Below are 20654 nucleotides of genomic sequence, written 5' to 3'. Positions count from 1 at the left end.
GTTTAGTAACTTAAGAGCCGGATAGGTTTTCCATTTTTTTAAACATGTGATCAAAGGTTACCCAGGGCTGCTTCTGATCTTCTGCTGCCTTATCCGCCGCTTGCATGTAACTTTTATATCCTTCCATAAATGAATCCGCACCAGACCACACTGTCAGGACAACTCCCTGAAAGCGGTCCTTTAACTTTTCGTTTTGGTAGGTTCTGTACCGAACCATATCCTCCACCTGCATCACCCCCACTTCGGGATTTCTCCAGGAGCAGGTGATCACATCAAAGCCTTTCATAGCAAATAATACCGGAGTCTGATCCGGCCTTTCGTAATGCCAGTCGCAGATCACCACATCTGTAGGAATCATGTCAATGGCGCGATGCGTATTGTTCATACTGGCTTCCCACATCCCGATTCCGGTGGTCTTGCCGTCAATTAAGCGGTCTCCCCAAATCCAGAGCTTTTTATCGGTTAAATTCAGGTGGTTCCGGATTTTTGTCACCTCACCGGCAAACAACTCCGCTTTATCCCTGCCACTGCATCTGGGGCAACGGTCGTCTCCAATGTAAAACACTTCATCCATGCCTGCATGAAATGCGTCTGTTTCGAATACCTCCAGAATTTCATCGACCAAATCAAAAACCACTCCGTGCACTTCGGGGTGCAAGGGGCAGTAACTTTTGCAATACAAGCCATCTTCGTTGGGCCACTCGTATTCCTCGGGCAGGGTTATATGCGGCGTTTCATCAAATTCCGGATATACTTTTAATAAATTGCCCAGCGAAGAAGCCCAGGACTGATGTCCCAATAGGTTGATTTGAGGAATTAGTTTTATTCCGTGATCCGCAGCCGTTGCGACAATTTTTTTTACATCCGACCGAGACAGCACTTCCTCGTTTCTCAATTCCGGATGGGACTCATACGCATAATTATAGTCTACCCTCAAAATCAGTACGTTTACACCGCGAGGGGCCAGTACCTGATCCATGAAATCTACAAAGGTGTCCACATCTCCTTTTTGAGGGGCGGCGATGGCCAGACCTCTTACCGGCAAGACGTCTGTATTTTCCTGTTGGGAATTGACTGGGCCCGGTAGAAAGACCAGCAGCCACATCCAGAAACCAGAGATACCTAATTTACCTATCGAATAGCCCATTTTTATTGAATTTTGAGTTAAACTATATCTTTAAACGTAATTTTTTCTTTTCAAGAAACCCCGTGATTTGTATGATGATCCAGGCATAGAGTAGTGACTTAAGAATACCAGGTAAGCCTGTCCTGAGTGCCATTGGTAGAACAATTCCTGTAAGGGACAGCAGTCCGTAATGAATGTAGGGCAACAGGTAGCAGGTTAGGGTACTGGTACCCGCCGGTCGAATGCCATCAAACCAATGCTTCTTGTTATTTATTTCAACTAAAATAATCAGCAATCCAAATGTAAGCATGCTGATAGCTATACAAATAAATACCCAGGAAGGTGATGACCCTATCTTATGAATTCCCCATAAAGGCCTGCTAACAAAGCCGATGGCCAGGAAAGCCACTGCCATACCTAGCAGGACCAGCCAAAATTGGGTGCCGAGTCCTTTTTGGAACCAAGAACGGTAAAAGCCGGTGACCAAAATACCAGCCAACGCAAAAGAAGGGGTGGCTCCGTCATCAATAAGCCAAAAATAGGGCTTAATTCCTTGCAAAAATTCCAACATCCCCAGCTTTGCCAACGCGCTGAACGCCATGAAGGCCAAAAAAGCCAAGCCTACCCAAACCTGTTTTCCTTTTGCTGCGATAAAAACAAGGGAGGCGATCAGATAGGCCCATCCAATTAATCCCAGTATTCCCCACCAGTAAAAGCCCATCCAAACCGGAGCGGCCAGGTCTCCGCCTTGGTATACGACCGCCAAAAAAAACAACAGTCCCCATCCCAGTGTTTTTCCAATCCATTTTTTCTGCTTCTTTTCCGGATCTTTTGGGTAGTCCAGCCAAATTAGAAAAAAAGCAAGGGTCAACAGAATTTGCCATACTGCTTTTGGTAAGAGAGCCGCTTCAGGCTGGTACGCCTCCAGATTCACATGAAATACTCCCATGATTAATAGCGCAAGTGAACGGCTGAGGACATGCATCAGGATCTGGGTATTTTTTTCACCCCTTTTCCAGCGATTGCCGATGGCCAATGGAATGGATAACCCTACGATAAATAGAAAAGCAGGAAATACCACATCCGACAATCCCATTCCATCGACCTTAGCCGGTACGTGTTTCAGCCATTCGGGAACTCCCTCCAAGGTCCATAAGTCATTGACAAAAATCATCAACATCATGGTCAGGGCTCGAAAAACATCAATGGCATGATTCCGATTTTGGCCGGGCCGAAGAGCGGTTTTCATTTCAGGCGACTATTTTCTTTCAAAATCATCCTGAACCCGCACGATATCGCTTTCATCCGAGGGGTTTTCCGGGTCGGTGTGCATCCATATTTCCGCCACCACTGCCCAATTTCCCAAACCCAGCAGGCGATGCCTTTCTCCCTGCCGCAGGCGAACTACCTCTCCAATTCCGAGTGTTTTCAGGGAGCCTTCACTATCTGTGTCACTAGTAATAACGCCTCCCTCTCCTGCGATTAATTTCCAGATTTCAGCCCGGCGATGATGGTATTGCCAGGAGAGACGCTTTCCAGGCCCGGCCAGTAAAATTTTAGGACTCAGTTTTTGTTTCATTTGGGCATCCGTAAGCTGAATTTCGGAAAAAAATTGTTGCCTGAATTGCTTTATCTGGCCCTCATCAATTACAAAAAAACCTCCCCATGGGCGGTTTTCATCCTTAGTTACAATTTTATAGCCGGAACTATCCAGCCATTCACTCACCTTCTTAAAAATGGCAGTTTTAGTCAACTCTTTTTCTACAATCATTTTAAATCCTGGTTAATTAAAAAACAAAATATATCGATTATGAATTAATTATGCACAAAAACCTACATCTTTTTGCCGTTTGCGTGATGAATACTTGCGGCACCTATCATGGCAGCCTTTTCTCCCAACCTGCTGATTCGAATTTCCACCTGGATATCTCTTTCTCCCAGAAGCTTCTTTACCAGAGGAAGAAAATGATCCGCCGCCTTCATAATATTGCCTCCCAATACTACAATCTCCATTTTCCGGATTTTCGCCTGCATTTCAATCAAATCGGCCAAATGCCGACCAAATACAGCAAGCATATCCAGCGTAGCGGCCCGGGTTTCTGAAGAATCTAACAAAGGCTTCAAACCAGTTTCGGTTTTACCGAATCTTTCTTTTGCCCAATTTTTAAAAAAAGATGTACTTAGATAATTCTCGGCAATGCCCTCCTTGAAAGGAATTGACCACACCGCCCCGTCCTCAGCCAGATCACCGGATTTGAATGCCCCTCCGAGGCCGGTTCCAAAAGTCAGCCCCATGAGGTTTTGCCCGCTGTCCCAGCCTCCTGCCACCGCCTCCCCTTGAAGAAAGGCCGCTGCATCGTTTAAAAATAATATATTCCCAGCGGGGATACCCAGCCTATATGAAAGTTCCTTTTTTACATTCACCTGGTACAGCGCGAGGTATTTTCCTTGCTCTACCATTAGAGAAATTCCTTGTTGGTAATCAAATGGAGCCGGCATGGCAATACCCAAAAGACTATTCGGGGAAAGCCCTACCGCTGCTATGCAATCCGTCCACACTTCTAAAATTTCTTCTTTGCTTCCAAAAGAATTTACCGGCATCCTTACCTCGCTACCCGTGAAGATGTCTTTTCCATCTTCCGTAATAATCCCTACGGAAATGTGCGAACCCCCAATATCTACTCCTATCAGATTACCCATACTTATCCTGGTTTAGCTGTGCGAAGGACTTCCTTAAATCCTTCCCTATCGTGATACATGAAAAATTCCCGGTCGGTAGCCGCCCGGTTTCTCAGAAAGTCATTTCTTGATACGGCCTTACCCAGATTTTCGTATAATTTCCCTTCCTCTCCATTTCTGGCCGCAACTAGCGCCAGACCATAAAACGGATACCCGTTTGACATATTTTGAATGGCACTTTCCTCAAACTTTAACGTAGCATTGTAATAGTCTTTGGCCAGGACATTGGCCAACCCTTGATTGAAAAGGTTGATGGGGTTTGACTCGGCATTATTCAGATGAATGGCTGCCAGCCGGTAATCGCCATTGAAAATGGACACTGCGCCCAGGGCCGCCTCATAGACCTTCCTCAGTTCATCGGAGCGCGTAAGGGCGAGCGCTCTGTAAAAGTTATTGTAGGCACTGAATTTATCTCCCCAAAGCCAGAATACCAGCCCAAGGTTATAAACGGCCACCGGATTTTCATAAAAGGCATTGGATCGGTTAAAGGCAAAAAGTGCGTTTTCCAGCAATTGGTTTTTTTCCTGCACTGCCAGGGTACGGTTTGCCTGATTGAGAAAAACCATTCCCAAATTACTGTAAACCCAGGGGCTGGGATATACCTTCTCCATAGCTAGTAATAGTTGCTCCTGCTCTTTCCACCCCGGCTCCCGGGCGACGGCTTCGGCCAATTCCCTTTCGCTTAGGGTGTCAGCGGGTATCGTGCCTTGTCGGATATTTCTGGCCAGAATGGAAAGTTGCACCTCCGAAATACCGAGTTCCTTTTCGGGTTGCTGCCGGATATCTCTTTCAAACCGGGCAAAAACGGAGCGGTTAATTTCCGGATAATGGGGTATCCCGTTCATTTTCCATTTTTTATAACTCCAATCGCCTGGACCTTTTAGCACGTCCAGAAAGGGAGATTTGCTTGAAAACGGCAGGTTACTGTACTCTGAAAGCCGATCTTCCAGTTCCTGCCAGCCATTGGTTCCCATTCCCGTCATTTTCAAAGAGTCGGGAGAAAGCCAAATCCCTAAAACCGGAATCTTATCCTGACCCCTGTATTGCCCAATCTGCGCGAGGGAAGCGGTGGTAATAATTCCCCTGGACAACAATTCCTCGGAACTGCCCACCAGTAGGTTTTTCCTACCTTTGCCAAATTCCGTGACGGCATACAAGGCGCCTTTTTCCATGCCCTCTCTGAAAGGCATGCTAAAAGAATCCTCTAACTCCACCGGCTCATAGGGATCCAGGGTATCGCCACGGACCTCCAGCTTCTTTTCGAAGCGAATTACCTCATCGCCATATACAAATTTAGGACTCAGGGTATACGTCTCATTCCGGGAGAGGAAGGCATTTGGGAGCGCGACATTAATGGAAAAACGAACCGAATCACCCAATCGGGACAAAACTTTTGGCTCTATAAAAATTTTTTGGTTTTCGGCTTTTTTTATAACTTGCCCGCTGTTACAGGAGTGTAAAAAAATAGCAGCAAATACACCTATAACAGCATATATTTTTTTTTCAATAATCATAGGGTAATCCGGTTAATATCAGTAAGTTGTTCTTTCAAAGGTTTCCCTCAAATTTAAACAGGCTAATAGGATGGAAAAGGTAAAATTATTCTTCCAGGAAAGCGCCTTCGGCGTTTGTTCAAAATTAGGGGAAAAACTCCATTTCCCAATTGACAGCATCCGGTTGTTTTTTATCTATAGTTCCTTTATCACGCTAGGCTCGCCTATCATCATTTATGTTAGTCTGGCCATGCTCATGAAATTAAGGACCTATTTCAGAAGAATGAATAATCCCATACTTTTCGACTAATTCAGGGCTGAAAATTGTCGTTTTCCCAGCAGGTAATAGTGGAAAATGATTGAAAAAAGCGGTGGTTTTTTTTCCGAACTGACCCTTGTTGCCCGAATCAGACCTTCGGGAGCCTTCTCCTTTTTTTGTTTCCAAAAATCACGATAGGCAATTATCACAGCTTTCCCATGTGCAGGACCACTGCCAAACCAAAGGTGTATTGCTGCGGCCGCATCTAAAAACAACCGCAGTATAAAAACACGCCAAAACCCGTAAAAGGTCAGGTTTGCATACAGCATGAAAAGGCTATTACGGAAATTCAGGTACGTTTTAAACGGATTGGTTTGTGCCAAAGTGCCGCCTCCCAAATGGTAAACGGTGGCCTCCTTGCAATGGTGAATTTTAAAACCGGAATTTCTCCATCTCCAGCAAAGTTCTATTTCTTCCATGTGTGAAAAATAGGCTGGATTGAAACCTCCGAAATCATGAAACAACGCTGCCCGAACGCAGAAACAGGCCCCAGAAGCCCAATCTATTTCCAGGGATTGGTCGTATTGCCCGCTATCCTTTTCCAGGCTATGCAAGATCCTTCCCCGGCAATAGGGATAACCAAGGCTGTCCAGGTAGCCTCCCGCACCTCCGGCATAGTCAAAGTACCCTTTTTGTCTCAGCGAAAGAACTTTTGGCTGGCAGGCAGCAACTCCGGCCTTTCCTTCCATGTAGCGGACCAGCGCCCGGTCCCAGTTTTGTTCGACCTCCACGTCCGAATTTAGCAAAAGGTAATATTCGTATTGGCCGCTGATAGACGCCAATCCCAGGTTGTACCCTTTGCTGTACCCGTGATTTTTTCCCAGCAGTACCAGTTTTATTTCCGGAAAATGTGCGGACAAATAATCAATGGATCCGTCCGTACTGCCATTATCCACTACAATTATCTCGTAGGAAGAGTGATGAACTACCTGGGGAAGGTAACTTTTAAACATGCCTTTCCCATTAAAATTCAAAATGACAATCGCGGCTTTTTTCATCAAACCATGTTACCAAAATCCATTCCTGGAATGTTGGGCATCATTCCAGCAGTAGCCGAACTCATTTTCTCTTTTATTTTCTGATCAATATTTTCCAATGCTTTATTGGTGGCACCCACGATCAGGTCTTTCATCATATCATGGTCCTTCTCATTTACCAGCGATTTGTCTATCTCCATATCCAAAACTTTCCGATGCCCGTTTACCACTACTTTTACCATTCCTGCTCCTGCTTCTCCTTCTGCCTTTAAATGAACAAGTTCTGCCTGAGTCTCTTTTATTTTTGCCTGGGCTTCCTTTACTTTATTCATCATGTTCATGAAATCCATCATACGTTCTTCTTTTAATGATTTTACAAATATAATGGATAATCTAACGATGCCCCCTCGCCAAAGTTGATACTTCTTTCAAAATGGATCATTTGTTTCCTGTTAAACCAGGTAACAACTTCAAAAAAAGTTTTCCAAAAAATAAAACCTCATGGGAATAGTTTTCGTTTTTTTAAGCAACTAACTCCCTTTTTTTGAGCCAATTACATACCAACATGACAACACTCGAAAAAGAAATTGTAACCATCCAAAAAGAAAAGGTTCCCTCCCTACTTTTTTCCCAAAGAGAGGTAGTGACTGATCCTGAATCAAAAAAAATAAGGTTGCTTGAATTGCAGAAATCTCAAATTCTAGGCAATATATCCCATGCAAAAGTCTGGATTTATTTTGAAACGGCTGACGGCGGGACCTACCGGATAAACACGACCATTTGGGCAGTAGGAGAAAAATTCATCTCCCTAAAAGGGGGTATCACCATCCCCATTTCGTCCATTTTCAACATTGATTAAGCCAGGTCCTGATCCGCTCCTTTTATTCTGGAGATCGCCTTTTCCAGGCTGAGGGTCTCTTGGTTTCCAGTATTCATATCCTTTAGACTGAGCGTTCCAGAAGCCAGTTCTTCGGATCCCAAGACACCAACAAAAGGTATGTTCTTTTTGTCGGCATGATTGAATTGCTTCTTAATCTTGGCCAGGTCAGGGTAGATTTCAGAGGAAATGCCTGCTTTTCTAAAGGCAGCAAGCAATTTTACACCTTGTTTTCTTTCTTCCTCCCCAAAATGAGCCAGCAGGAGCTGTGTACTATCCGGTTGCTGTTGCGGAAAAAGGTCTAGCGCATCCAGTACGTCATACAGCCGGTCCACCCCAAAAGAAAACCCAACACCGGAAATATCCGGCAACCCAAAAACACCCGTGAGGTTATCATAACGCCCACCTCCACTTACGGAACCAATACCTACACCTCCTACCTTTACTTCAAAAATAGCCCCGGTATAGTAAGAAAGTCCCCTCGCCAATACCGGATCCAACTTCAGATAATGCTCGTCTTCACCCATTAAGGATAGAAACGAAAGGACTTCTTCCAGTTCTTCCAGTCCGTTTGCGCCTACAGCGCTTTGCCGGAGGTATTCCTTTAAAAAGACCAGCCATTCGCTGTTGCTTCGATCGGGCAAATCCAAAATGGGAGCCAAAGCTGCCAGGGCCTTTGCCGGAAAACCCTTTTGCGAAAGCTCTTCTTCCACTTTTTTCCTGCCTATTTTATCCAGCTTGTCGATGGCAACGCATAATTCACTTTCCTTACCAGCTTCTCCTGCCACTTCGGCTATTCCGCTAAGTATCTTGCGGTTATTTATGTGTATGGTGTACTCATTCAATCCAAAAACGGCAAAAACCCGCTTGATCATGCTGATGATTTCTGCTTCGCAAATTAGGCTGTCCGTTCCCACAACGTCGGCATCGCATTGGTAAAACTCCCTGTAGCGACCCTTTTGTGGCCTATCGGCCCGCCATACCGGCTGCATTTGAAACCGCTTAAATGGGAAACTGATCTCATTCTGATGCATAACCACGTACCGGGCAAACGGAACCGTAAGGTCGTACCGTAAGCCCTTCTCTGCCAACAGCGGAAGCACTACGGATTCCCCATTATTAAAATCCGTTTCTGAGACTTTTTTCAAAAACTCCCCGCTATTCAACACCTTAAACAAAAGCTGATCTCCTTCATCCCCGTATTTGCCGGTAAGGGTACTTAGATTTTCCATGGCGGGGGTCTCTAACTGATCGAATCCAAACAGACGGAAGGTATCTTTGATGGTATCCAATATATAATTCCTCCGGGCCATTTCGGTCGGGCCAAAATCCCTCATTCCCTTTGGTATGCTTGGTTTTTGTTTGCTCATGCTTTGGAATTTTGCGCAAAGTTATAAATAATACAGGATTGAAAGGTTCGAATTTCCTTATATTTAGAGATACCAACAAACTTCTTTAAGGAGATTGGGGTATTTTTCAGGATATTTTTTTTACCTTTGCCCTTCGATTTTAGAAACAACATAAAATTATAAGATATCATGGCTGTTACTACTTTAAAAAGAAAGTTAAGGAGAAAAAGACAGGCGCAAAATGCCAGGACTTTGAAAATCAAGCAATTGAATGCTAAGCCCGTCATCAAAAACGTGGACGTAGAGGAGATCAAAAAAGAATTCTCTAAAAAATAAAAAGCAAAGATTAACCCGACGTATGTTGGGTTTTTTTTTTTACAATTTCCCCCTTTTTCCCAGTTCTACCACGTTCAGATTTTTTATTTTTCCATCCAGCTCGAAGGTTAATAGGGTTTTTACCTGATGAAAGCCCTGATTGCCCAAGGCACCCGGATTCATATACAGACAATCCAAGACCTTATCAAATTCTACTTTGCAGATATGGGAATGCCCACATACAAACAGATCTGGTTGTAAGCTTTTTATTTTAGCCTTCACCCCTTTCGCATAGCGGGGAGGCTTCCCTCCAATATGGAGCATCATTACTTTTACCCCACCGGTTTCGAAAAGCAACTCTTCTTCGTACCTGATTCTCAATTCGGAATCGTCTATATTTCCGTACACAATCCTTTGCATGGGTCCGGCAGGAAGTTTTGCCAGTACTTCTGAGCTTCCAATATCACCGGCATGCCAGATTTCATCCACTTGCCCGAGTATTTCCAGCGCATTTTCTGGCAAATCGCCGTGCGTATCGCTAATCAGTGCTACTTTAACCATGCGGCAAAGGTAGAAACTAAACAAGAAAGCTTCCAAACCATTCCTTCGTTGTGGCGGCTTAGAAATAACCTTCGGAAAAACCCATTGGTTACACTGCCTGTAAAGGCAGATTCCGGGAATTAAACATCCTTAAACATAATCCATGCTTGGTAATTGTAAGATTCCTTTCTATTTTTACGACGATAGAAAATTTTGTGAATAAATGAAAGAAATACAATTCAGAGACGCAATAAAGGAAGCCATGTCCGAAGAAATGAGACGCGACGAAACCGTGTTTCTTATGGGCGAAGAGGTAGCGGAATATAATGGCGCTTACAAAGCCAGCCAGGGAATGCTGGATGAGTTTGGGCCGAAGCGCGTGATTGATACCCCTATTTCGGAGCTTGGTTTTTCAGGATTAGGTGTTGGCGCAGCCATGAACGGGCTGAGACCCATTATAGAATTCATGACTTTTAACTTCTCTCTCGTGGCAATGGACCAATTGGTAAACTCCTCGGCCAAAATGAGAGCCATGTCTGGTGGTCAGTATACGGTACCGATCGTTTTCAGGGGTCCTACCGGAAATGCAGGACAGCTGGGAGCAACCCACTCTTCCAACTTTGAAAACTGGTTTGCCAACACACCCGGCCTAAAAGTAGTGGTTCCTTCCAATCCCCACGATGCCAAAGGCCTACTGAAAGCCTCAATCAGAGATGACAATCCGGTTATCTTTATGGAATCCGAAGTGATGTATGGCGATAAAGGAGAAGTTCCCGAAGGTGAGTATCTACTTCCACTTGGAATCGCAGAAGTCAAAAGAAAAGGAGATGATGTAACCCTGGTGTCATTCGGAAAAATGATGAAAATCGCTTTTGAAGCTGCGGACCAGCTAGCCAAAGACGGAATCATGGCGGAGGTTATTGACCTGCGCACGGTAAAGCCCATCGATTACAAAACGGTCCTTGAGTCTGTCAAAAAAACCAATCGTTGCGTCATCGTAGAGGAAGCCAATCCGGTAGCCTCCATATCCACCGATCTGGCTTTTACCATTCAGCGGCATGCCTTTGACTATCTGGATGCCCCGGTGCTGCGAGTTAACTCTATGGATATCCCACTTAGTTATTCTCCTACCTATATCGAAGCCACCTTGCCCAATGTGAAGCGTACCATAGAGGCCGTAAAATCGGTCACCTACCAAAAATAATTCCCAGTTCATTTCTGAACCAATAAAAGCAGCCCTTCCGGCTGCTTTTTGCATTATAGTGTGTTTATATGTTGTTTTTTGTGGTTTTTTCGAATAATCTGGTGCTCGTAGTCAGTTTCTGTATGCTTTGTCATGGTTTTTGTACTACTTCTATTGGGGTATTCAAAGAACACCCCGACATTGATAAATCAACGAATTACCATAAAACCAAAAAATAATGTTTACAAAAAATATAATTACGATACTTACTTTAATCTTGATAACGGCAGCTTGTTCATCAGAAAAAGAAGACCGGTATATCTATGAAACTGACCGGGTATTGGATTCCGAAACGGGAGATGAGTATTATTTCAAAAATCTGGATACCATGACAGTGGTGCACATAGACGGGGTTTCAGAACCGGTAACGGTAAGCAGTACTCCTTTTGCAGGAAGCGAGGCATTTGAAAAAATGATGACCCAATACCAGAAAAATCTGGAGGCGCGAGAGGATTCCCTGCTAATGGTGAAAAAGGAGCAGATCAAACAAAACCGCATGGAAAGGTATGCTGAATACAGTGACGATGAGTTGATGGAACGCTTTAACAACTTAAAAGAAGTGGGAGGATCCTTTACCCAGCAAATGGACGTTATGGCCGAACTGGTACGACGTGAGGTAGTGCTGGAAATTGATGTACCCGAAATTATGGAAATTGACCCCGCAGATATCGACATGGATGTTGACTATCAGCCGGAAGAAGAGAATTGATAAAAAAATGGGCGTCCGAAAGGGCGCTTTTTTTTTATCCTTTTCTTAGCGAACTTCGCGCATTCTTAGCGGGCTTCGCAGTCACCAACCTTTCCTTATCCACGGCATAAAAATTGGAAAATCACTTTTTTGAAGGGGTCACGTTCCCATCCTGCTTTTAGCGCAGAGCTATTGTTGATACTTGGAATGGTGGAAATAACGCCCTGAAATTACCTGATCGTTAAAGCATTAATAATTTTAGGGTCTTTCGGGAATACGAAGCACCAAATCGGCATTCAAACCAGAAGCCAACCTCTGAGCTTGTGTGATGGCTTGATCCCGATTTAAATAGACAAATGACAGCAGCGGTTGAGAAGCAGTTGGATAGAGCAGGGCTTTGAATTCGATGACATTCCCTGATAGCGTTGGGCTAATTCCATTCGGTATGTTCGTACTCCTTTTGTTGGTTGAAATCACTTCTACTGTCAAAATATCCGGGAGTGCAGCCCAATAGATGGGGGCCAGAAACCAGATTACGTCGTTTAAAATTAAACGTATTCATTATCATTAACAGCAATTTGTACCTGCTTGTATGGGTGGACACTTTATTGTTCCATAACTACAATAGACGCAACAGTCGCCTGGCTTTGGCTTTACTATTTCCTCACAGTTTTCGCATTCATAAAAAAAGTCACAGGCATCTGTAGGCATGGTTTCTTCTTTCTGATGTCCGCAGTTCGGGCAAGTGACGATTGATTGGAGAATGATCTTCATTTCTTTCCTGAAAGTTGTCAAAAAAAGGATTTTAAATTCAAAATCCAACGAAGGTCAGCCATTTTTTTACCAAGGCGCAGGACACTAATTTTGGTCACGCTATGCCTATCGGAATACGGCCGATCTATTGATTAGACGAAGTTACCCTTATCGAATCGCCATCTACCGATTCCAAGGGGACAAAGTGATTGGATATGCTGTCCGATGAAACCTGCCAAACCCGAAACCCAAATGGTCTGTCGTCAAAATTCTTACTTGTGGTTTCTCCACTTACCAGTTGGATGTGTTCATAGGTATTCATCGTTAACTTATGGGTATGCCCGGATAAGTAGGCCACCACATTGTTTTCCATAAATAATTCCAATATTCTCTTTCGGGTAGGTATTGGCAGATTATAATAGTGATCCTCCTCATCCGGACGTTCCGTATACAGGGGATAATGCCCCAAAACAAACACAGGATGCTCTTTATCGCCTAGAGTCTGAAGAGTTTCTTCAAACCAGGCATGGTGTTTTTCCGATTCATTTTCCACATCGACTTTCCAAAGTTGCGTATTCGTCACCATAAATGAATGATCTTTATGATCGAATTCGTAGTAATCATCGCCAATCATTTCCCGGTAATACCGAAGGGTAGAATCCGTTGGAACGTTGCCCACGTCATGATTTCCTGACACAAGGTGACTGGGTATGTTCAAACCTTCCCGAATATTTTTAAAATCGGCATAAGAACTATCGCTGGCATTATGCACCAGATCTCCGCAAATCACTACAAAGTCTGCCTCCAATTCATTTATCTGCCTGACAGCCTGTTTGAACGTTTGGATATCGTGTTCATACCCTCCCATTCCAAGCTGCGTATCGCATAGTTGAACAAAAGAGAAAGGTTCCTGCTGCTTTTCGGCGCAGGAAAAGCTCCCCACAAGCAAGAAAAGTAGGAGCAGGTAGGTAAGAAATCGTAAAATCATTTTGCTTTTGTCAACCGTTTCTAATTCCATATACCGTTCATTTCTGTCAAAATAATTGGCTGTTGATCGGTAACCATGATGGTATGCTCATGTTGTGCCATATATCCCCCCTTATTACCTACCAACGTCCATCCGTCACGATGTACATTTGCATTGCTGGATGAGGTAGCAATAAAAGTTTCGATAGCAACGACTTCGTTTTTTTTGAACCTTCTCCGGTCAAATTTATTTTTGTAATTAAGCAACTCCACTGGCTCTTCATGAAGACTTCTTCCAATCCCGTGTCCTCCAAGGTTCTTAATTACCCTGAACCCCCTCTTCTTGGCTTCTTTTTCCATTAGGTCTCCAATATTCGCGATACGAACGCCACCTTTGATTGCGGCAATGGCTTTCTTTAATATAATTTTAGAAGCATTCACCAAAGCCTGATGTTGATGGAAGTCCTCACCAAGAACAAAGGAACCCCCATTATCAGCCCAAAAACCATTAAGTTCTGCGGATACATCAATATTCACCAAATCACCCGCTGATAAAATCCGCTTCGCAGAAGGGATTCCGTGGCAGAATTCATTATTAACACTGATACAGGTACAACCAGGAAAACCATAAGTAAGTAATGGTGCTGAGTTGGCTCCAAAGTCTGACAATATTTTTGCTCCAAACGCATCCAATTCCTTCGTGGAAATACCTGGCTGGGCAAACTTCGTCATTTCCTTTAATGTATAAGCAACAGCCTCGCTGGCTTTTTGCATCCCTATCCATTCAAATTCTTTGGTTATTGACATTCCTGGATATTTTATTTGACTTCAAATTTAAAATTATTTGTTATAACATTCCGCATTGAGTGTCTTGTTCTTCTTAGTTTTCGGGTTTCGTCACGATTGATGAACGGGGAGGACAATACCGTTTTTCATTGCATTGTCCCGTGCTTAGATTGAAGGAATTCTATCGTGGATTTGATCAACTTTTTTAGAATTTCCTGATTGATGTCCGAGAGCTTCTTGACATAAATGCAAGCCTTGCCCATTTTGAATTTTCCCAATTCTTTTAGCAATTCCTCCTGACCCTGGCAACCGGAATAAACGTATAGGGAGATGGCAGCTTTTCGTGGTGAGAACCCTACCAGCATCCAATCACCTTCCTGCCGGCTTCTTTCGGACTTATAATGGTATTTCCCAAATCCAATGATTGAACTTCCCCACATTTTGGGTTCAAAGCCTGTAACATCTTGCATTAGTCTTAGAAGTTCAAAACTGTCCTTTTTCTTTTGTTCGGTAGCTGCAAAAGCATGAATAAATTCATGAACATCATCCTCATTTTGTTTTGTCTTTAATTCAGCCATTTTTATTGAATTTTATCTGTCCAAAGCGTCTGAAGGTTCCCGGATATAGCTCTTTTTGCGACTATCGATACCTGGTCGTCAGTGTTTTTTCACTTATTTACCACTACTCCCCCAACAATTCTTCTATCCGGATTATGAATTTAAATTAGTTAAAAAATGGAAATTTACCAATGATTGGTAGTCATTCGGTAAGGGGTAACTAAAAACGCTATGGTACGAACTGCTGAAGATTGTTGAAATTCAACCAAAAAGAATCCCGTATTGGCATGGGCTTAGCTATTTAAAAATTTCCATAGTTAGCTCTTCCATTTATCAGACAACCCATTACCATGAAAGCCGAAATTAAAAATGAACGGAATAGGTTACTCAAATCGGTAGAACGATTTCTTGATGGGCCAATGATTTTTCTAGGATTCGTTTGGCTTGTCCTACTTGTGGTTGAGCTGGTCTGGGGAAGAAATACGTTTCTTGAGTATGTAAGTTTTAGTATTTGGGGAATATTTATTATTGATTTCCTGGTAAAGATTTCACTAGCCCCGGAAAAACGCTCCTTTCTAAAAAAAAATTGGCTTACTACGATCTCCTTGTTTATACCCGCATTACGGGTATTTCGGGTATTTCGCTTTGTGCGACTGTTACGGGGTCTTCGGGGGATACGGATTGTGCGAATTGTATCTTCGCTCAACAGAAGCTTGCGAAGCTTAGGCAAAACCATGCAGCGCCGGGCCTTTGGTTATGTGATGATTACTACACTGTTTGTAACCTTTGCAGGAGCTGCCGGCATGTATGCGCTGGAAAATCCGAATCCAGGCTTCTCCAGTTATTGGCTTGCGCTTTGGTGGACCGCAACACAGGTGATCACAGCAGGTAACGAATTCAGCCCGATGACTACCGAAGGCCGTGGCTTGGGTTTTTTGATTTCCGTTTTCGGATTTAGCATTTTTGGCTATTTTACTGCGACTATTGCCTCTTATTTCATCGGTCGTGATGCCGAGGAAAAAGACGCTCCGGTTGCCGGTTCGAGGGATATTGAAGAATTGAGAGCCGAAATCATTGCGCTTCGTAATGCCATCGAATACCAAAATAAAAGCTAAGGTTTGTTAATGGATATCGGGTTGTAAGCGATACATAGAACTACGGCAATATGCGTAAAAAAGAATGTACCCATTTACGATCCTGTGCCTCGTGTCGCCGATTTTTCTGAAATTTTTGCTCTGAATATCGGAATCGACATTCCCCAATCTGTCCACCGATTATTTCGTTTACCCGATCGTCAATAAAAAAATGTTTCCATTGATTGAAAGCAATTCGGCTTAGCCTGCTTTCATTCAAACAGAATACCTGTTATAGGTCCCGTAAAGAGGTGCCAGCTGCAAGCACTACAAATCCGACAAGCAACAAGGTATAATTATATTCAGTCAGAAATTCAATCGTTGTATAGTGACCTATTATTCCTAACAGACCAGCGACAATTCCGATGATCCAGGTTATTTTTTTAGGGGCAGACGGTTTTTGCATGATTTTATTCTTTGATAGTAAAAGCGAAGAATTTTCTTTGTTCTAAAGGAGTTGAAAAAAATTTTTAAATAAAAAAGAGGCGTTTTAAGGGCCTCTTTTCTATTATGCCAGGATTAATGTTTAAAAAGATAAAACACTCCGGCCTGAAAACCTCTGTTGTAGTAATTGGCATTTCCGGTCTTATTGATATTACTAAGACCCATATTGTAGCGGACGTCAACTCCAAAGTTTGTTGCTGGATTTACGTAGCTTGCGCCTACACCTAATCCCAGGTCCATACTTTCAAAATTATCCGTTACATCAGTCTTGTTATCATTTACTCCCGATTTAGCACTGGCTAAGAAACCAAGTTGTGGGCCGGCTTGCAATCTGAAACCATTATCAAACATGTACTGAAATAACAGGGGCACATTCACGTAGTTAAGGTCTAACTCAACATCTTGTCCGGCCACACCGTTCTGTGCGCCTTGGACGGAATAAACAAGTTCGGGTTGTAACGCAAATTGGTTCGCCATATGAATATGACCGATAAGACCTATATGAAAACTGGTTTTCGAATCAAAGCCTGCGGTGTTATCGCCTTTGATCGTGTACGAATTGACACCACCTTTAATACCAAAGTTAACATGTTGAGCGAAAGAAGTACCCGAGATAAGCAGAATCGCAAAAAGGGTTGAGATAATAATTTTCATAAAAATTTGTTAAGGATAAACCTGTTACATTTATAAGCAGGCAGATATAAAACGCAAATATCGGTCCTTTAAAATCCGTATACATGACACTTGTTTGGTTATATCTAGTATAAATCACACATGCTTTTGGAAATTTCAAGTAGTCTTTGACTGATAAAGGCGTGAAAAGATGCTGCCGTCTATTACCGTAAAATGGCCAAAACAAGTATTATGGCATTCTGCCCAGTGCCTGCAAGGCAACCCAAAAGGCAAAAATCAATAGTCATTAGGCCAATAGATCCCCCATGCTCACAAAGGGCTACCTTTTGGAAGCGCCTTCCTGTCCGCCCGTGTCAAAAGTAGCCACGAAGAACCAACGTTACGGCAACCAATGACTGCCCCATGTTTTATTAGGTACTATATGCGGTTTTTCTTCTTTCGATCAAGTCTCTCGTTAAATTTTTATATTTACTTCAAGCTTTCCGCCAAAACCAAGCTCTATGATTTTTTGGAGTGTTGAAATTCGAGCTTCCTTAATATTGTTCTCGATTTTTGAAATGTAGGATTTTGTAGTTCCAACTTTTTCTGCAAGCTGTTCCTGTGTCATTCCCATTTCAACACGAGTATCGTGAATTAAAGCGCCGATTTTGAATGCTTCATAACCTGCTTCCAGTTCGTCACGCTCCTTCGTCCCTCGTTTGCCATAGTTCTTTTCTTTAAACTCTTCAAGAGACATTAAATTTTTATTTTTCGCTTTCATATTCTGCTTTTATTTTAAGTGCCTTTTCTAATTCTTTCTTGGGGGTCTTTTGTGTTTTCTTTTGAAATCCGTTCGCCAAAACAACCAATTGTCCTTGGTCAAAAAAACAGAAAATTCTAAAAATGTTGCTTCCTAGTTGAACTCGAATTTCATAAAGACCATCGGTATTCTCTATGTGTTTGAGATATGTTTCCGGAATTCTTTCCAGGTCCTCTATCAAATCAAAAGTCCAAACAATTTTTGCCTTAACTTTTTTGCTTTGTTTTGAAAAGAAGTCTTGAAAGTAGTCCTTGTAAAACCTTATCTTCCTAGGTTTCTGATTTTTATTCACTCTACAAAGGTATAAAAGTTTCCCTAAAGTGAAACCTATAGTCTTAAAATTATTCCTGAAATCAGTTTTGCTAGTGTTCTAATAATCGCATCCGTATACAGCTATGTTATGGAAACAGAGTTGCGTGTATTGGGACTATGCACCCAACCCTACTTCCGGTTTTCGGTAAACAAATTAATCATTTCGGATAAGGACGCAGGCAGCATATTGACGTTTTTTTGAATGCCAGCCCTGCCAGGCACAATCTTTTCTTTGGTAGTAAGCGGTTCCAGCTATAATCGTAGTTCCTTGATACATCTTGATTTTGCCCATAAACTGCCTTAGAAGCAACTGATAAGGGTACTCAATGAGTCCCTGATGGGATCTCCGAACCCCACCCACGGACTTCTGACAAGCTTGCTTGTACTTCAAAGACACAAGCCTCCGCCGAAAACTGACACGCATGAATCTCCAAGGCGGATCGTTGCCGTTCCGGACCGCAGTGCCGGGGTTTCGAGGCCGGATGCTTGAGCTCAGAAGTCCTACGGGGTACCTCTGGCAAGTACCACCAAAGGCCTTCCTGCGTTACTCGCTTTGCGTTAGTTTGTATAAATACAGCCGACTGGGTGCTGGCCAGGGTTTTTCGCGGGGGCGGTCACGATTACGGTTTAAGGTTTCCCATTTCAATACATACCGAACGTCCTTTTCCGGTGCCTGCCCGATATCCCCACCTGTACGCACTTCCAGCCCGGGAAAGTCTCCCGCAACCTCTAGTTGTTCGTCAAAGGGTGCGGGTTTCAGTACCTTCCCCACATTTTCAAAATTATCGTTTAACAGAATCGTACCGTGACCGTGCTTGATATGCCAGTATCCCAATTCATAATATCCATCCTCCCGCTTCTGAAAGTCCTTGATACGCACTTCGCTGTTGATGCTGCCATTCCCGGAAAATTCCCAGCGGTAGTCCCAGTCGGTAACCTGTTGGTAAACCCAGCCATTTGCTTTCAATTGAGCGGTGTAAAACTGCAAGTTGCCTTCGGGACCGTATTTGTGATAGGCGAAAACGGGCAGGTTGTTTTCATCCAGCACCATCCGGGCCGCCAGGTTTATAATGCCTCCTTTCACGGGAATGGGGTCCACAATCAGGGACTTGTTGTCAAGGGTCGCAGGCATGGGGATCTGTTCTCCGAAGGCATTGTACCAATTTTGCAGGTCGTGACTTTTCATATAGGAAAGGTCATGGTTGGTGGAGCAATCGGGGGTGTCTCGCCAAACCCAGTAGACATGGTACCATCCGTCTTTCATCAGGGTGGGCTGGCTTTGGTAAGCATTCATATCGCCCTGTCCGTCGGTCAGTGGGGTATCCAATAATCGCGTCCATTCTTTGGTACCGCAGTTGTAAATATTGTAGATCTCGTTGCCATTACCACTGCCCCCATCGCGGTAATGAAAAAGCAGTTCATTCTCCTTGGTGTTCATAAAATGCGGGTAGGTGGCCCTTTTTTCGTTTTCGCCCACCATTTCCATGTGCTGTTGCAGGGTGGAAATATCGTTCGGCTTTGTGCTGCGGAAATAGGTGATGGGATGTACGTGCATGTTTCCCGACAGGTGGATAAAACCCTCCTTGTCGATGCCGAGGGTCACCGAATTATGACTATCCCAGCCCAGCACGGTACTGGTGCCTCCATGGGTTTCGCGCGACGTTGGCGGCATGACATGCAGGTCAAATTCCGGATCGCTGAGGTTTCGCTGGCCCACGACCATGTGGCGGTTGGCATTATAGTAGGCGATATACTGTCTGTCCTTATGGGTAAGCAGGGAAAAGCCTACCGGATGCCCTGCCCAAACGGAATCGATGGGGATGGTCTCGACGATCGTTTCGGTCTTGTGGGTATCGTCGATAACAAGGGGATTCTGGCTAAAACAAGGCAGGGAAATCAGTACAAGAAAGAGAAAGAGAGGAAATGGGTTCATATCGCTGGCATTTTGATCCTGAATATGCCGCCTTATTTTCACTTTTCAAAACGGTATTCTGTAAAATTCGATTGGTAGGCTTATCGGAACTGCCACTTTGTTTGTACCCATTGAAAATCGGGTATTCGGAATCCGGAGACCAGTCGTATCCAACCAGTTCGTTTGATTCAATCAGAACAAGAAACCGGGTGGTTCACCCATTAATGGGCATGACAGCTAGATGGGTGATGCTGCCTGCATAGGTTCCGTTGGGATTGAATGTGGGTTGGGAATGTTCAAAAGCGATTCAATTGCCATCTGGCGAGGCCCTGGGTTCACCGGAAAAGACCCTGAATTAAGAGATAAACACCTTTTCCCCGTTTCAATATACCCTCTGACCAAGTCTTAAGAGCTTGTTTCTCTGGATTAGATAAAAAATTGTCGTAATAGCTGGCATAATAAACATTGTCAAAATCCAAAATGCCTTATTGTAGATTTTGTTTTTCACCATGTCGCTTAAGATTATTATCCATGTAGAGAAGAAAAGCATCAGTCCAACAGTCAAAAAGAGTTGCGGAAATTCCCATTGTTGAATTGTAATAGCTCCGATATTATCTGACAGTTGGGTAAATTTAGACCGCGTTTTCTTAAGGGGTATTACTCCCAAAATGATTGTAAGATAAGGGGCTTTTA

The 20654-nt window shown here is 43.5% G+C and carries 25 protein-coding genes; 6 read left to right on the top strand and 19 right to left on the bottom strand.

From position 1 onward, the window contains the following. Positions 1 to 10 precede the first annotated feature (10 nt). From GKS34_RS22260 to GKS34_RS22240, 5 genes are all read right to left on the bottom strand, one after another. Entirely contained in the window at positions 11 to 1147 is a 1137-nt protein-coding gene (locus GKS34_RS22260; protein WP_240459420.1) for a family 20 glycosylhydrolase, read from the bottom strand. Between the two features lie 22 nt (positions 1148 to 1169). Further along, entirely contained in the window at positions 1170 to 2375 is a 1206-nt protein-coding gene (locus tag GKS34_RS22255; protein ID WP_163387204.1) for a DUF5009 domain-containing protein, read from the bottom strand. Positions 2376 to 2384: 9 nt separating this feature from the next. Next, positions 2385 to 2897: a cupin domain-containing protein gene (locus GKS34_RS22250; RefSeq protein ID WP_163387203.1), complete on the bottom strand. Its 513-nt coding sequence runs from the start codon at positions 2895 to 2897 to the stop codon at positions 2385 to 2387. A gap of 62 nt (positions 2898 to 2959) precedes the next feature. Further along, the gene (locus GKS34_RS22245; RefSeq protein ID WP_163387202.1) at positions 2960 to 3826 is read right to left on the bottom strand and encodes an ROK family protein; all 867 of its coding nucleotides are present in this window, start codon (positions 3824 to 3826) and stop codon (positions 2960 to 2962) included. Between the two features lie 2 nt (positions 3827 to 3828). Further along, positions 3829 to 5379 (bottom strand): tetratricopeptide repeat protein, encoded by a 1551-nt coding sequence (locus GKS34_RS22240; RefSeq protein WP_163387201.1) that lies wholly within the window; start codon positions 5377 to 5379, stop codon positions 3829 to 3831. 70 nt (positions 5380 to 5449) lie between these two features. Here GKS34_RS22240 and GKS34_RS22235 point away from each other — a divergent pair, with 70 nt between their 5' ends. After that, entirely contained in the window at positions 5450 to 5668 is a 219-nt protein-coding gene (locus GKS34_RS22235) for a PspC domain-containing protein (protein ID WP_163387200.1), read from the top strand. On the opposite strand, the gene GKS34_RS22230 is transcribed toward GKS34_RS22235, so the two are convergent. Together GKS34_RS22230 and GKS34_RS22225 are read right to left on the bottom strand one after the other, a co-directional pair. After that, positions 5665 to 6675 carry a glycosyltransferase family 2 protein gene (locus GKS34_RS22230; RefSeq protein WP_163387199.1) on the bottom strand — a complete coding sequence of 337 codons (1011 nt, stop codon included), beginning with the start codon at positions 6673 to 6675 and terminating at the stop codon, positions 5665 to 5667. The genes GKS34_RS22235 and GKS34_RS22230 overlap by 4 nt on opposite strands. Then, a complete protein-coding gene (locus tag GKS34_RS22225) occupies positions 6675 to 7007 on the bottom strand; it encodes a YbaB/EbfC family nucleoid-associated protein (protein ID WP_163387198.1) in 333 nt (110 codons plus the stop codon). Before GKS34_RS22225 ends, GKS34_RS22230 begins: the two co-directional genes overlap by 1 nt. A gap of 212 nt (positions 7008 to 7219) precedes the next feature. On the opposite strand from GKS34_RS22225, the gene GKS34_RS22220 reads away from it, so the two are divergent. Beyond that, on the top strand, positions 7220 to 7513 hold the full coding sequence (locus GKS34_RS22220) for a hypothetical protein (RefSeq protein ID WP_163387197.1): 294 nt from the start codon (positions 7220 to 7222) through the stop codon (positions 7511 to 7513). Here GKS34_RS22220 and hisS read toward each other — a convergent pair. Further along, positions 7510 to 8901 carry a histidine--tRNA ligase gene (gene hisS, locus GKS34_RS22215; protein WP_163387196.1) on the bottom strand — a complete coding sequence of 464 codons (1392 nt, stop codon included), beginning with the start codon at positions 8899 to 8901 and terminating at the stop codon, positions 7510 to 7512. The genes GKS34_RS22220 and hisS overlap by 4 nt on opposite strands. Before the next feature lie 168 nt (positions 8902 to 9069). Here hisS and GKS34_RS22210 point away from each other — a divergent pair, with 168 nt between their 5' ends. Further along, positions 9070 to 9216: a hypothetical protein gene (locus GKS34_RS22210; protein ID WP_163387195.1), complete on the top strand. Its 147-nt coding sequence runs from the start codon at positions 9070 to 9072 to the stop codon at positions 9214 to 9216. Positions 9217 to 9255: 39 nt separating this feature from the next. Here the strand turns inward: GKS34_RS22210 and GKS34_RS22205 are convergent, their stop codons facing one another. Then, on the bottom strand, positions 9256 to 9756 hold the full coding sequence (locus GKS34_RS22205; RefSeq protein ID WP_163387194.1) for a metallophosphoesterase family protein: 501 nt from the start codon (positions 9754 to 9756) through the stop codon (positions 9256 to 9258). A 202-nt stretch (positions 9757 to 9958) separates the two neighbouring features. Here GKS34_RS22205 and GKS34_RS22200 point away from each other — a divergent pair, with 202 nt between their 5' ends. Both GKS34_RS22200 and GKS34_RS22195 read left to right on the top strand, forming a co-directional pair. Further along, on the top strand, positions 9959 to 10939 hold the full coding sequence (locus tag GKS34_RS22200) for a pyruvate dehydrogenase complex E1 component subunit beta (protein WP_163387193.1): 981 nt from the start codon (positions 9959 to 9961) through the stop codon (positions 10937 to 10939). A 217-nt stretch (positions 10940 to 11156) separates the two neighbouring features. Beyond that, positions 11157 to 11687, top strand: a complete 531-nt coding sequence (locus GKS34_RS22195; protein WP_163387192.1) for a hypothetical protein — start codon at positions 11157 to 11159, stop codon at positions 11685 to 11687. A gap of 237 nt (positions 11688 to 11924) precedes the next feature. Here GKS34_RS22195 and GKS34_RS22190 read toward each other — a convergent pair whose 3' ends face one another. The 5 genes from GKS34_RS22190 to GKS34_RS22170 form a co-directional block, all read right to left on the bottom strand. After that, positions 11925 to 12155, bottom strand: a complete 231-nt coding sequence (locus GKS34_RS22190) for a hypothetical protein (RefSeq protein WP_163387191.1) — start codon at positions 12153 to 12155, stop codon at positions 11925 to 11927. 78 nt (positions 12156 to 12233) lie between these two features. Continuing rightward, a complete protein-coding gene (locus GKS34_RS23535) occupies positions 12234 to 12440 on the bottom strand; it encodes a GDCCVxC domain-containing (seleno)protein (RefSeq protein ID WP_163387271.1) in 207 nt (68 codons plus the stop codon). 124 nt (positions 12441 to 12564) lie between these two features. After that, on the bottom strand, positions 12565 to 13437 hold the full coding sequence (locus tag GKS34_RS22180; RefSeq protein WP_163387190.1) for a metallophosphoesterase: 873 nt from the start codon (positions 13435 to 13437) through the stop codon (positions 12565 to 12567). Continuing rightward, on the bottom strand, positions 13428 to 14192 hold the full coding sequence (gene map / locus GKS34_RS22175) for a type I methionyl aminopeptidase (RefSeq protein WP_163387189.1): 765 nt from the start codon (positions 14190 to 14192) through the stop codon (positions 13428 to 13430). Before map ends, GKS34_RS22180 begins: the two co-directional genes overlap by 10 nt. Before the next feature lie 125 nt (positions 14193 to 14317). Further along, complete coding sequence (locus GKS34_RS22170) at positions 14318 to 14749, bottom strand: DUF1801 domain-containing protein (RefSeq protein WP_163387188.1); 432 nt, start codon at positions 14747 to 14749, stop codon at positions 14318 to 14320. 329 nt (positions 14750 to 15078) lie between these two features. Here GKS34_RS22170 and GKS34_RS22165 point away from each other — a divergent pair, with 329 nt between their 5' ends. After that, complete coding sequence (locus GKS34_RS22165; RefSeq protein WP_163387187.1) at positions 15079 to 15843, top strand: ion transporter; 765 nt, start codon at positions 15079 to 15081, stop codon at positions 15841 to 15843. 537 nt (positions 15844 to 16380) lie between these two features. Here GKS34_RS22165 and GKS34_RS22160 read toward each other — a convergent pair. The 5 genes from GKS34_RS22160 to GKS34_RS23335 all read right to left on the bottom strand — a co-directional run. Then, a complete protein-coding gene (locus tag GKS34_RS22160) occupies positions 16381 to 16959 on the bottom strand; it encodes a porin family protein (RefSeq protein WP_163387186.1) in 579 nt (192 codons plus the stop codon). 433 nt (positions 16960 to 17392) lie between these two features. Next, positions 17393 to 17698, bottom strand: a complete 306-nt coding sequence (locus GKS34_RS22155) for a helix-turn-helix domain-containing protein (RefSeq protein WP_163387185.1) — start codon at positions 17696 to 17698, stop codon at positions 17393 to 17395. Continuing rightward, a complete protein-coding gene (locus GKS34_RS22150; RefSeq protein ID WP_163387184.1) occupies positions 17682 to 18029 on the bottom strand; it encodes a type II toxin-antitoxin system RelE/ParE family toxin in 348 nt (115 codons plus the stop codon). Before GKS34_RS22150 ends, GKS34_RS22155 begins: the two co-directional genes overlap by 17 nt. Positions 18030 to 18593: 564 nt before the next feature. Further along, positions 18594 to 19982, bottom strand: coding sequence for a BNR repeat-containing protein (locus tag GKS34_RS22145; RefSeq protein ID WP_163387183.1), 1389 nt, complete (start codon positions 19980 to 19982; stop codon positions 18594 to 18596). A gap of 361 nt (positions 19983 to 20343) precedes the next feature. Beyond that, on the bottom strand, positions 20344 to 20654 hold a 311-nt coding region (locus tag GKS34_RS23335; RefSeq protein ID WP_205602134.1), incomplete at its 5' end, for a PLDc N-terminal domain-containing protein.

The sequence above is a fragment of the Cyclobacterium jeungdonense genome (genome assembly GCF_010994275.1).
GTDB lineage: Bacteria > Bacteroidota > Bacteroidia > Cytophagales > Cyclobacteriaceae > Cyclobacterium > Cyclobacterium jeungdonense.
Note: the sequence above shows the minus strand (reverse complement) of the source record. Positions and strands in the feature narration are given on the sequence as shown.